The sequence below is a fragment of the Acidithiobacillus sp. HP-11 genome (genome assembly GCF_015100075.1).
Classification (GTDB): Bacteria; Pseudomonadota; Gammaproteobacteria; order Acidithiobacillales; family Acidithiobacillaceae; genus Acidithiobacillus; species Acidithiobacillus thiooxidans.
Genome location: NZ_JACKYY010000001.1, coordinates 116,340 through 128,067, shown reverse-complemented (window position 1 = coordinate 128,067; position 11,728 = coordinate 116,340). Strand labels below are relative to the sequence as shown.

Here is an 11,728-nt window from a genome sequence, read left to right as displayed (position 1 = left end):
AGTCTATCCAACCTTTCAGTAAGGTNNNTGGATAGACTTGGCCAAGGAGAGTGCATTGCCACCCTTGGTGAAAGTCGCCTATACCATGCAGAACCACTGGGACGGCATTCTACGTTGGTTCGAGAGCCATCTSWSKAACNNCAMYCTGGAAGGTTTCAACAGTCTGCTCCAGTCCGCCAAATCCAGGGCACGGGGCTATCGCACCCACAAGAATTTTATTAACATGGCTTACCTCGTACTGGGTAAGCTGGATCTCAAGCTACCCACTTAAAACAGCGAGGAACCTGGTCCGTGGACGACACTGGTTGGCAGTGGCGCCAATGTTGCCATAGCCAATGTCGGTATGACCTATGCTTTCAACTCAAAAACTTCCTTAATCATGAATCTGGGCGCAGGAATAACCAGCAGCGCTCCGAGTTTTCAGCTAACTGCTACCATCCCTTATAATTTCTGATTTTTAATGTGGTAAAAAAAGAAGAGATAACTTATATCAGGTTATCTCTTCATTATATTTGATTAATGTTGGTCTTTTTACGGAGTGCCAGTTAATCCACGCATGCTGCTTAATATGGACTGGACCTGGGCGAGATTTTGGGTGTTCTCTTTGTTTTGGTTGATACCCAGGGTAAGCTTCATTTGATTCTGTATGATATTCATATTGGTACCTACCTGAGCTACTTGGAACAGTCCATTTGACCCTATCCCCTGGCGAATTGAGTTTCCACCATTATTTATAGCCATGGATAACTGTCCATTTTGTACGGTCATGGTCGTCGTATTGTTTACCCGATGTGCTCCTTCCGATAAGGGTAAGCCAGAACCTGCGGAAGTCGGTGAGCCTTTGACCACATTCATGGACATGCCGTTCTGAATGGAATTGCCGTTTCCTGCAATTTGAATGGCTTGAGTTACCCCCTGAATATTATTTATTCCGCTACCCTCAACCCGATTATTCGTATTTTGTGTAGCTTGAGGTAAAGATCCATTTACAGAGTAGGTGATAGTAGGCAGAAAAATATTTCCGGAACTGTTTAGTGCAACATTCATGGTGCTGCGCATGGGTGTTTGATTACTTCCGGACGTCCAGTTGGTTTGCATTTCGACGCCAAAATAAACTATAGATCCGCCAATGACACCGCGCCCTACTATTTTGGACAGTGCCTGATCGGAAACCGGAGTGAAACTGATTGGTAGTTCCTGTTTTAGTGTTATTGCCAAAGCAGCGGGACTGAGAAGCAGCGCCGAGGCAGCCATACAACAACCCGCCATGGCAGCGGTTTTGCGCAGTTGGTATCCATTCATGATGAGCCTCTCTCAAAGTGTATTTATGACTAAAAGTAATTTGCCTGATCAAAACCAAAGTGCGCCGGGGTCACTTTTGTATTGGGTAAAATGCCATGCAGCAGTTTAAGGGCACTGGGTGGTTCTGGTGGCGTCAGAAGCACCGAATGAGGTTCAAATCCTTTTCCAAATACAGCAAAAACAATCCTGTTCCAGTCCTTGAGAAACTGTTCTTTGGGCATGATGCGATTCCCCAGCGCAGGATCCGCCAGATAAACGTGTTTTTTGCCTGTTTTTTCAAGCACGACAAAATGTTTGTAGCCACCTAGATCCAATAATACAATGACCGGAATATGAATTTTATTAAGGTCTTCGGGGGAAAGCACATATCCCTCGCCCTTTAATCCGATTTTATCTACATACTTTTTAAGATCGAGCATTGAAAAGCCGACTTTTTTGACTTCTGCTGGATTGCTCACGGTGAACAGGCCTTTTATGACCTCTTCTTCGTCAACATTCTGGCCGAATGCATATTTGAGGATGGTTGCCAATGACGCTGCACCACAGGAAAAATCCGTGCGTTGCCGCACTACATGGATGAAGTGCATGCCTATCATGTTTACGACGGGCACATGAATCACGCCGGCCCCGGGAATTATGCCGCCAAAGGCTGCTGCCCTGACATCATTGCTTTGTGAGAGAGAAAACACTGCTGCAGTGATCAGGCTGGTTAAGAGGAAAGGACGTAAAATTTTAGATTCAAACATGATAACAGCCTCCTGATGAATTTTGTAAAACTGCCACCCCATAAGGGGTGGCAAAGTTTCATCTGGTGCTTACTGTGCGCTGGCGATAGCCATGGTATTGGACTGCTGGTTACCATTGCCGGCCGCGACGTTCAGACCGATGTTACCGGAAGCGTTCTGCAGGGCATTGCCGCTGACGCTGCTGGCATAGGTAGAAGCCACAGTGCCACCGAGGTTGGCATAAGCCATCTGGCTGACAGGTGCGCTAGCCGTCGCCATGGCATGGTTAGAGGCGACGGAAACCAGTGCCAGCCCATTCTGCTGCTGATTCTGGACGCCAGTGGCCACGTTGATGCCGATATTGCCTTTGGCATTTTGTGCTGCATTGCCATTAATGAAGCTGGAATCGGTGGTGTAGGTATCAGAGGACATGTTGCCGACTGAAAGCTGATTGGCAGCAGCAGTAGCGGAGGCCAAAGAATCACTCTTGCCTTTGCTGACATAGCTCAGAGCTGTAGAGTTACCCTGTTGATTGCTGGCGCCAGAAGCCAGATTCACCCCGATGTTTCCAGCGGCACCTTGCAGGGCGTTGCTGCCGATTCCGGCGGCATTGTTCTGGCCGGAGTAATACCAGCCCCAGCTCCATCCCCAGTCACCAAGCATCTCCGGATCCTGTGAGCTTGAGATTAAACCCATGGACTGGCTGGTTCCCGCAGTGGCTACGGCACTATAGCTCTTGGTTCCGGTGGCAATGGCCAGGGAGTTGCTCTGCTGATTGTTGAGTCCAGCAGCCTCGTTAAGACCGATGTTGCCAGTAGCGCCGCTCAGTACATTTCCGTATAACCCTGTTTCATTGCTTCCGCCGACCACTGACCCATAGTTCATGGAGCTGATGTTGCTTTCTAAAGCCATGTTCTGGTGAGTATGGGTGGCAGAATCAACCATACCGGCTTTATTGGCACTGGCGATAGAGGTGCTATTCTGCTGTTGATTGAAGCTGCCCGAAGCCATGTTCACCCCGATGTTTCCAGCGGCTCCCGCCAAGGCGTGGTCGGTCAAGTCGACAGCGTTAGCACCGCCATTGTACTGGTACGCCTGGTTTAGCTCTTGGCCCTGCGCAGTGTTGGTGGAAGCGTCGGACTTCATCGTTTTGTGGCTCACAGAAGCCAACGCCATGGAATTGCTCTGTTGGTTACTGATACCAGCAGCCTGGTTGACACCAATGTTGCCCGCAGTTTTGCTCAGCGCACTTCCACCAATAGCGGTGTTATTGGCGTTCCCCTCGTTGCCGTAATTGTCGACACTGGTGCTCGAACTCTGGCCGACATTCTGGTTAGTGCCGGTGGTTGCGGCAGAACTCACAGCCCTCTTGGCAGAGGATACAGCCAGATTATTCTGCTGCTGGTTGAAGATGCCAGAGGTCATGTTGGCACCGATGTTGCCGGAGGCACTCGAGAGAGCGTTGTCACTCATGGTGACATTGTTGCTGCCGTTGGACATCTGGATAGCATAATTACTGCTCTGGGCCTGGGTTGCCGAGACAGCAGCAGTTGATGTGGCATGGGTCTTGCCATTAGCGGCCAGGGAACCGGCGTTGGACTGCTGGTTCTGGTTGCCGGTGGCGATGTTGACGCCAACGTTGCCCTTGCTGCCCATACCAGCATTACCTAACATGCTGGCATCGTTAGAGGAATTATAATATGAATTCTGGCCGTTGATGTAGCTCTGCTGAGCGTTGGCGACGCTGGCGCCGGTGGCTGGGGTAACCTGTGCGAACGCCATGGGAGCGGCCACAAGGGCAGCGATGGCAATGGCAACTGGGCTTAACTTAATCGAGGTTTTCATGCTATTCTCCTTGAGTGGGTTGGAACACAAACAACAAAGTAGGTACTGCCTAGTGAATCACCCCGGGGGCTATCCCGAGTGCGAAACTGTTGGCTGAGGTGTTGCCAGATCCTGAAACTTGGTTGATCTGGGCAATGCCTTCAGCGCCTTTGAAAGCCGTGGAACTGACTTCCACATTATTCAAACCGTTGGGTGTTGATGTCGCAACATGTTCTGATGAGGCAGTAACGTTTTGCGACAAAATGCTGTTCGATACGGGTCTGCTTGCTCCAATAATCATCTGAACGCTGTTGGCTTGAGCGTTACCTGATCCGGCGACTTCGTTAATGGCCATGACACCTGAACCATTAACAAATGCATTGCCTTTAATGACGCTGCTCGTCTGATTTATAAAAGTTTCCTGGGGTGCAGCAGCAGCGCTCATTGAATACCCGACAAATACCATGGCCAATCCTAAGATAACTCCTGATTTCATTGCGTTCTGCCCCTTTAATCTGAAAAATCAGTTAGCGATTTGTCGACATGCTCATGGTTTGGAGATTGTTTCCCGCGCCCCATTCGATGGAGGTTTTACCGCCGCCCGAGCGGTTCTGCAGTTCATCCCAAAGAACCACGTCATTACTGTTGCGACCAATCGTAGGCAGATTAACTGGAATACCTTTGCCCGAAACTTTCGCCAACTGTTGATCAGATACCTTGCTGTCTATTCCAAATTGATGAGTTGCGTTGCGTGTTCCAGCGAGCATTTTTTGTAAATTTGTTTGTTGATGAAACAGGATTGCTTCCTTCTGAATTTGCTTGCCAGATACCAAGGTATCTGCTTGCGACAATCCAACAAAGGGTACGAAGGATACCAAGCTGAAAGCTAATATTGACCATTTATAATTTACGGCGATCCTATGAAGTGTGTTCATTTTCGTAGCACCATGAAGTTGACTGTACGTTCACCATTAGCAGTTATCGTGCCACTTATTAAATTATATATAGAACAGCATGTTAATTATTTTTGAGCGGAAGGTTCTTGAGCCTGGATCACTTGTGTGTAACAGGATGATGACCACGCTTACACAAAGAATTCAGCTATAGTAGTAAATTGATAATAAAAACAATCATGAAGAGATCTTTGTATGATTGTAATTTTTTTGATACGGCCGATTCTGTTGTTAGTTTATATGTTGATTTAAAATGGTTTTAAGAATAAATATCTCACTGATATCTTGAAAATAACGTACTGAATGTGGAACGGTTTTTTACGCAAAAAAAACCGGCCCCCATCAGGAGGACCGGTTTTACGATACTACAGACTGCGGGTGACGAGGCTTAGAAGCCGCCCATACCACCCATGCCGCCCATACCACCCATGTCACCACCCATATCACCGCCTGCCTTGTCATCCTTCTTGGGCAGTTCGGTAACCATGGCTTCCGTGGTGATCATCAGGCCGGCAATGCTGGAGGCCTTCTGCAACGCGGTGCGGGTAACCTTGGTCGGGTCAATGACGCCCATTTCGAACATGTCACCATATTCGTCGGTGGCGGCGTTGTAACCATAACCATCCTTACCGTCGACCACCTTGTTCAGAATAACGCTGCCTTCACCACCGGCGTTAGCCACAATCTGCCGCAAAGGTTCTTCAATGGCGCGACGAATGATGGCCACACCCATATCCTGGTCATGGTTGGCAGCCTTGAATTTCTCCAGGGCGTGACGGGCGCGGACCAGAGCCACACCACCACCGGGGACAATGCCTTCCTCGACAGCTGCACGGGTAGCGTGCAGGGCGTCTTCGACACGTGCCTTCTTTTCCTTCATTTCCATTTCGGAACCGGCACCGACCTTGATGACCGCAACGCCGCCGGCCAGTTTGGCGACCCGTTCCTGCAGTTTTTCACGGTCGTAGTCGGAGCTGGCATCTTCCATCTGACGACGGATCTGCTCGACGCGGGCCTTGATTTCGCTCTGCTGGCCAGCACCATCAATAATGGTGGTATTTTCCTTGTCAATGACGATTTTCTTGGCCTGACCGAGGTCGGCAAGGGTGGTGCTTTCCAGTTTCATGCCGATTTCTTCGGAGACCACGCGGCCGCCGGTGAGAATGGCCATGTCTTCGAGCATCGCCTTGCGACGGTCACCAAAGCCGGGCGCCTTGACGGCAGCAACCTTGATGATGCCCCGCATGGTGTTGACGACCAGGGTCGCCAGGGCTTCGCCTTCCACGTCTTCAGCAATGATCAGCAACGGACGGCTGGACTTGGCGACCTGTTCGAGGACCGGCAGCATGTCGCGAATGGAAGAGATTTTCTTGTCGTGCAGGAGGATGTAGGGATTCTCCAGATCTGCAACCATCTTGTCCTGGTTGTTGACGAAGTAGGGGGACAGGTAGCCGCGATCAAACTGCATACCTTCCACGACGTCCAGTTCGTTGTCGAGGCCAGAGCCTTCTTCGACCGTGATGACGCCTTCGTTACCCACTTTTTCCATGGCTTCGGCAATGATTTTGCCGATGGAGTCATCAGAGTTGGCAGAAATGGTGCCAACCTGGGCCACTTCCTTCTGGGTTTTGCAGGGCTTGGACTGCTTCTTCAGCTCTTCGACAATAACGGCGACCGACTTGTCGATGCCGCGCTTCAGGTCCATGGGGTTCATGCCAGCGATGACGGCCTTGAGGCCTTCGCGGATGATGGCCTGGGCCAGAACCGTGGCGGTGGTGGTTCCATCACCGGCTTCATCGGAAGCCTGGGAGGCGACTTCTTTCACCATCTGTGCGCCCATGTTTTCGAACTTGTCGGCCAGTTCAATTTCCTTGGCGACGGAGACACCGTCCTTGGTGATGGTGGGGGCACCGAATGATTTGTCGAGCACCACATTACGACCCTTCGGGCCCAGGGTGACCTTGACGGCATCGGCAAGTACGTTGACGCCGCGCAACATTTTTTCGCGGGCGTGTTCAGCAAAGGCAACTTGTTTGGCTGGCATAAATACTCCTCAAAATAAATGAATAAGGGTTGATATATTCAGCAACGCTTACTTTTCGATGACCGCCATGATGTCGTCTTCACGCATCACCAGCAGCTCTTCGCCTTCCACCTTAATTTCGGTGCCGGCATATTTGGCAAACAGGACGTGATCCCCTTTTTTGACATCAAGGGCACGGACTTTGCCGTCTTCCAGAATTTTGCCGTGACCAGCAGCGACGATTTCGCCACGCACGGGTTTTTCCTTGGCCGTATCGGGAATGATGATCCCACCGGCGGTCTTCTGCTCTTCTTCCAGACGACGAATAACGACGCGATCATGTAAAGGACGCAGTTTCATTGAGCATTTCCTCGTTTTTACAAGTGAATGGATGTCTTCATCCTGGGTGTTGTTAGCAGTCACACCCATCGAGTGCTAATCATAGGCGCTGAGATTTCTCTGTCAAGGGGGCACTACATGATTTTAGTGCGCTGTCCGATCATCCGGCGCTTTTTAGGCAAGCGGCGCCCAGAGCCCGGAAAGGCTCTGCAGCAATATCCGATCCGCACCCTGTAAGCGGTGATTGATACCGGGTAGGGCGCGCACGGCGAGCTGTTCACAATGAGCGTGGGCTGCGAATTGATAGCTTTGCTGCAGGGGAACAGCCTCATCGTCAGTACCATGCAGGATTTCGACCGGACAATGCAGATGCACCGGGAAGCGCAGTAAATCATAGCGCCAGCTGTCAGCCACCAGGTCGAAGCGCATGCGCAATTCACCCAGGCCGTAATGATCCTGCCAACAGCGCAGGTTGCTGGTTTGCCAGCGGTGTTGATCTTCCGGTGAAAGGGTTTGAAAGATTGTCTGAATGAAGTTATAGGCAGGTGCAATCAGCAGGAGGGCGCGCAAGCGTTCCGGCCAGCGTGTCGCGGCAAGGGTGGCCAGCCAGCCGCCCATGCTGGAGCCGACCAGAATGACAGGCCGGTTTTCCAGCATTTGCAGAATCAGGCGGAGGTCTTCCAGATAACGAGAGAGGGTCAGCTGTTCAAAAAGTCCATCAGAGCGGCCGACGCCCCGGGGATCAAAGCGCACCCACGACCACCCCTGATTTTGTGCATATTCGGCCAGAAGTCGGGATTTGGAGCCATTCATGTTGGAAGCAAAGCCCGGCAGAAAAATGCCTACCGGGTCTTGATGGGTTTCGTGAATGAGTCCGGCAAGGCGCTCACCGTTGGCATGAACAAGCGTAAAGGGGCGTTCGGCAGAAGGCATCATGGCTGTGGCTCCACATAAAAAAGGGCGACACTATAGTCGCCCTAAAACCACAAAGGAGGAAAGAAACATGCGCTCGCAATCCAAACTTACTGATGCAGATCGCCTAAATATATTAGCAAATGGTGACGCTCCTTGCAAATAACATCCCGACCGGTCGGAAAAAAGAAGGGCGAAATCCGAAGATTCGCCCTAAAACCACCAAAGGAGGAAGAAACATGCGCTCGCAACCTATCACAGCCGCTTGCATAAGGTTGGAGCATGGACCATTCAAAAAGTTCCTGAGCAGCAAAATTTTCTTCAGCCTAAAAATGGCAGTTGCCGTGGGTGATTTGCAGCGACTTTTGTTCTGAGCCGTTGTTGTTCTTGGCGAAATCCTGCGCCCGTCAGGAGAGCTGTTTGAGCCCGTAGGGCGAGTTCTCTCCTGACAGCAGGATGAGCCGTAGAACAACAGGCGAGGAACAACGGAGCAAAAAGCACCCACGGCAACTGCCATTTTTAGGTTCAAGGCCGGTTGTGAAGTTCTGCTCAGCAGGGCTGTGGCCTGCTTGTTGCTAGTAACTGAGAAGGGTAGGCTGCAATACTTTCCCCATTGAAGCCCTTACGGAGGCTTTCATCTACAGGTTCGGGAGCGAAATCGGTATGGTTGTTCTGCAGGCACATAGGGCCCTTTGGGCCAGGTTCATTATTTTATGTAGTGCAGTTCTGTTATTTGGGCTGAGTGCCGGTTATGCCCATGCTGATCATTTTCTCAGTCCGGATCAGGCGTTCAGCTTTTCCGCGAAGTTGTCCAGTCCCGACCATCTGCAGTTGCGCTGGGATGCAGCACCCGGTTATCACCTTTATAGAGATCGCATTCAGGTCTCGGTGCTGCCCAGCAGTATTTTGTTGGGAAAATACACGCTTCCCAAGGGGGTGATGCTAAACGACCCGGCTTTTGGAAAAATGCGGGTTCTGGAGGGCGAGAACAGCGTCATCATTCCTTTCTCGGTCAAAGGCACCCCGCCGGGCACGCTGACCGTCAAAGCCACTTATCAGGGCTGTGCCAACGCGGGGGTTTGTTATCCCGAACAAAGCAAGACGGTACAGCTGTCCTTGCTGGCCCCGGCTTCCGCACCGATACCGACCGCTTCGCTACCCAGTCCCCATTCCCGGTCTTCACAGGTAAAAAGTAGCAGTAATGCCGGAGTATTGGCGGGCGCTCTGCAGGACAGTTTCTGGCTGACTTTGGGACTGTTTTTTGTTGCCGGTCTGGGGCTGGCTTTTACACCCTGTATATTTCCGATGATTCCTATTTTGTCTGCGCTGATTGTCGGGCAGGAAGCCAAACGGGGCGCACAGAAATCCCGGGCTTTTACTTTGTCGCTGGCTTATGTTTTGGGCATGGCGTTGACTTACACCATTGCGGGCGTGTTGGCAGCAATCACGGGCGCCTACCTGCAGGCTGTTTTTCAGAACCCCTGGATTCTGGGTGCATTCGCATCGATATTTGTGTTATTGGCGCTTTCCATGTTCGGGTTTTATGAGTTGCAAATGCCCAGTAGTTTGCAAACCCGACTTTCCGGCTTGGGAAAGGGCGGACATCTGTTCAGTAGTTTTGTCATGGGAGCCTTGTCGGCGCTCATTGTCGGTCCTTGTGTGGCGGCACCATTGGCAGGGGCCTTATTGTTCATTTCCCAGACAGGTAATGTATTTTTGGGCGGACTGTCGCTGTTTGTCCTGAGTCTGGGGATGGGCTTGCCCCTCTTGATTATCGGGACTTCAGCGGGGCGGTTGTTGCCGCGTGCCGGTGCCTGGATGGACGCAGTCAAGGCCATATTTGGCGTGCTGATGTTGGGGGTGGCCATCTGGCTGATGGCCCGGGTGCTGCCAGGAGCAGTCAGTCTGGCGCTTTGGGCAGCTCTGGCCGTGATTTCCTCTATCTACCTGGGGGCGCTGGACGCTTTGGGGGCTGAAGCCACAGGCTGGAGACGCTTCCGGAAAGGCGTGGGAATCCTCGTGCTTGCCTATGGTCTGGTGATGGGGATGGGCGCGTTGAGCGGTGCCAGTGATCCACTACAGCCGTTCTCAAGAGTCCTGGAGGCGGGAAAAGGTGCAGACCGCTCACAGCAGGCTGCTTTGCACTTTAGCATAGTAAAAAGCCCCCAAGCCCTCGATGCTGCATTGAAGCAGGCTCATGGTAAACCCGTCCTGGTGGATTATTGGGCCAGCTGGTGCGTGGAATGCGCACGCATGGACAAGGTGACCTTCGCGACGCCAGAGGTGGAAAATGCCCTGCACAATCGGGTATTAATCCGCGTGGATGTGACCCGGGATGACGCCAATAGTCGGGCTTTGTTGAAGCGCTACAATCTGGTTGGCCCGCCGGCATTTATGGCCATAGGCGCAAATGGTCAGGTGCAGGCCCAGCAGGAGGGTTATTTGGGGCCCCGGGCCTTCATGCGCTGGCTGCCCAAATCCTGACGGGCAGGCGGCCGATTCCTCCAGACCTAGTGTCCTGCCGCCTTTTTCAGCGGCCCACCCTTCAATACATAGAGCGTGCCGCAGTAGGGACACCGGGCTTCGCCCGTTTCTTCAATCTTGAGGAATACCCGGGGGTGACCGTTCCAGCGGCTCATCTCCGGCTGTGGGCAATAGAGCGGTAAATGTTGGGGTTCCACCTCGGTGAACCCTTTGTTGCAGCAGTGAATGGCGTTTTTCATGGTTCAGGCGACGTGATGCAACCATTCGGGATGATCATCCCGACGCCCAGCGACCGTATCAAAATAACGGCTTTGCAGCTGGCTGGTGATGGGCCCCCGACTGCCACTACCAATGACTCTTCCGTCAATTTCGCGAATCGGCGTGACTTCGGCGGCGGTGCCCGTAAAGAAAGCTTCATCGGCAATATAAAATTCATCGCGGGTGAGTTGTTTTTCAACAATGGGAATGCCGGCATCCCGGGCAAAACGGAGAATCGTGTCGCGGGTTATGCCTTCCAGGGCACTGGTCAGGGTTGGTGTATAGAGAATGCCGTCGCGCACCATAAAGACGTTTTCTCCGGAACCTTCGGCTACATAGCCTTCACGGTCCAGCAGCAAGGCTTCATCATATCCGCAGGACGAGGCTTCGCGCTGGGCCAGCATGGAGTTCATATAATTGCCGGTAGCCTTGGCTTTGCACAGGTGGATGTTCACCTGATGACGATTGAAGGAACTGACCTTGACGCGGATGCCTTTTTCAAGCGCCTCCTGCCCCAGATAACTGCCCCAGCTCCAGGCAGCAATGAGGGCATGGACTTTCAGGCCCTTGGCAGACAGGCCCATGCCTTCGGCGCCATAGAACAGCAGCGGGCGAATGTAGGCAGACTCCAGCTGGTTCACGCGAATCACTTCCCTGGTGGCCGCGTTGATTTCTGCTTCCGTGAATGGTACGTCCATCTGCAGGATTTTGGCGCTGTTGAACAGCCGTTTGGTATGCTCCGGCAAACGAAAAATGGCGGCTCCCTGGGGAGTGGCATAAGCCCGCTCGCCCTCGAAACAACCCATGCCATAATGGAGGCTGTGGGTCAGTCCATGCACCGTAGCTTCTCTCCAGGGCACCATTTTGCCATCAAACCAGATAAAACCGTCACGATCCGCCATGGACAT

General features: G+C 52.2%; 11 protein-coding genes and 1 pseudogene. 2 read left to right on the top strand and 10 right to left on the bottom strand.

The window, feature by feature from the left end; genetic code table 11:
* Positions 1–28 precede the first annotated feature (28 nt).
* Positions 29–271: pseudogene (locus H7F08_RS00600) on the top strand (transposase); the annotation flags it as partial.
* Positions 272–531: 260 nt separating this feature from the next.
* Here H7F08_RS00600 and H7F08_RS00595 read toward each other — a convergent pair.
* The 8 genes from H7F08_RS00595 to H7F08_RS00560 all read right to left on the bottom strand — a co-directional run bounded on the left by H7F08_RS00595 (position 532) and on the right by H7F08_RS00560 (position 8,102).
* A complete protein-coding gene (locus tag H7F08_RS00595) occupies positions 532–1,254 on the bottom strand; it encodes a hypothetical protein (protein ID WP_226842755.1) in 723 nt (240 codons plus the stop codon).
* A gap of 77 nt (positions 1,255–1,331) precedes the next feature.
* Complete coding sequence (locus tag H7F08_RS00590) at positions 1,332–2,048, bottom strand: C39 family peptidase (RefSeq protein WP_080707748.1); 717 nt, start codon at positions 2,046–2,048, stop codon at positions 1,332–1,334.
* Between the two features lie 69 nt (positions 2,049–2,117).
* Positions 2,118–3,872, bottom strand: a complete 1,755-nt coding sequence (locus H7F08_RS00585) for a hypothetical protein (protein WP_031570218.1) — start codon at positions 3,870–3,872, stop codon at positions 2,118–2,120.
* 49 nt (positions 3,873–3,921) lie between these two features.
* Positions 3,922–4,347: a hypothetical protein gene (locus tag H7F08_RS00580; protein WP_051690477.1), complete on the bottom strand. Its 426-nt coding sequence runs from the start codon at positions 4,345–4,347 to the stop codon at positions 3,922–3,924.
* 31 nt (positions 4,348–4,378) lie between these two features.
* Positions 4,379–4,786, bottom strand: a complete 408-nt coding sequence (locus H7F08_RS00575) for a hypothetical protein (protein WP_031570212.1) — start codon at positions 4,784–4,786, stop codon at positions 4,379–4,381.
* A gap of 406 nt (positions 4,787–5,192) precedes the next feature.
* Positions 5,193–6,848 carry a chaperonin GroEL gene (gene groL / locus H7F08_RS00570; RefSeq protein WP_024893653.1) on the bottom strand — a complete coding sequence of 552 codons (1,656 nt, stop codon included), beginning with the start codon at positions 6,846–6,848 and terminating at the stop codon, positions 5,193–5,195.
* 48 nt (positions 6,849–6,896) lie between these two features.
* Positions 6,897–7,187, bottom strand: a complete 291-nt coding sequence (groES, locus tag H7F08_RS00565; RefSeq protein WP_010637826.1) for a co-chaperone GroES — start codon at positions 7,185–7,187, stop codon at positions 6,897–6,899.
* 153 nt (positions 7,188–7,340) lie between these two features.
* Positions 7,341–8,102 carry an alpha/beta hydrolase gene (locus tag H7F08_RS00560; RefSeq protein WP_193639658.1) on the bottom strand — a complete coding sequence of 254 codons (762 nt, stop codon included), beginning with the start codon at positions 8,100–8,102 and terminating at the stop codon, positions 7,341–7,343.
* A 639-nt stretch (positions 8,103–8,741) separates the two neighbouring features.
* Here H7F08_RS00560 and dsbD point away from each other — a divergent pair.
* Complete coding sequence (gene dsbD / locus H7F08_RS00555) at positions 8,742–10,562, top strand: protein-disulfide reductase DsbD (RefSeq protein ID WP_193639657.1); 1,821 nt, start codon at positions 8,742–8,744, stop codon at positions 10,560–10,562.
* Positions 10,563–10,588: 26 nt separating this feature from the next.
* On the opposite strand, the gene H7F08_RS00550 is transcribed toward dsbD, so the two are convergent.
* Both H7F08_RS00550 and H7F08_RS00545 read right to left on the bottom strand, forming a co-directional pair.
* Positions 10,589–10,801: a zinc-finger domain-containing protein gene (locus H7F08_RS00550; RefSeq protein ID WP_153940818.1), complete on the bottom strand. Its 213-nt coding sequence runs from the start codon at positions 10,799–10,801 to the stop codon at positions 10,589–10,591.
* A gap of 3 nt (positions 10,802–10,804) precedes the next feature.
* Complete coding sequence (locus H7F08_RS00545; protein WP_031570205.1) at positions 10,805–11,728, bottom strand: branched-chain amino acid transaminase; 924 nt, start codon at positions 11,726–11,728, stop codon at positions 10,805–10,807.

Excerpts from the sequence above, each read along its gene's own strand:
- H7F08_RS00595 (WP_226842755.1), bottom strand. The coding sequence starts at position 1,254 with ATGGCTGCCTCGGCGCTGCTTCTCAGTCCCGCTGCTTTGGCAATAACA.
- H7F08_RS00590 (WP_080707748.1), bottom strand. The coding sequence starts at position 2,048 with ATGTTTGAATCTAAAATTTTACGTCCTTTCCTCTTAACCAGCCTGATC.
- groL (WP_024893653.1), bottom strand. The coding sequence starts at position 6,848 with ATGCCAGCCAAACAAGTTGCCTTTGCTGAACACGCCCGCGAAAAAATG.
- dsbD (WP_193639657.1), top strand. The coding sequence starts at position 8,742 with ATGGTTGTTCTGCAGGCACATAGGGCCCTTTGGGCCAGGTTCATTATT.
- H7F08_RS00575 (WP_031570212.1), bottom strand. The coding sequence starts at position 4,786 with ATGAACACACTTCATAGGATCGCCGTAAATTATAAATGGTCAATATTA.
- H7F08_RS00580 (WP_051690477.1), bottom strand. The coding sequence starts at position 4,347 with ATGAAATCAGGAGTTATCTTAGGATTGGCCATGGTATTTGTCGGGTAT.
- H7F08_RS00545 (WP_031570205.1), bottom strand. The coding sequence starts at position 11,728 with ATGTCCATGGCGGATCGTGACGGTTTTATCTGGTTTGATGGCAAAATG.
- H7F08_RS00560 (WP_193639658.1), bottom strand. The coding sequence starts at position 8,102 with ATGATGCCTTCTGCCGAACGCCCCTTTACGCTTGTTCATGCCAACGGT.
- H7F08_RS00550 (WP_153940818.1), bottom strand. The coding sequence starts at position 10,801 with ATGAAAAACGCCATTCACTGCTGCAACAAAGGGTTCACCGAGGTGGAA.
- H7F08_RS00585 (WP_031570218.1), bottom strand. The coding sequence starts at position 3,872 with ATGAAAACCTCGATTAAGTTAAGCCCAGTTGCCATTGCCATCGCTGCC.
- groES (WP_010637826.1), bottom strand. The coding sequence starts at position 7,187 with ATGAAACTGCGTCCTTTACATGATCGCGTCGTTATTCGTCGTCTGGAA.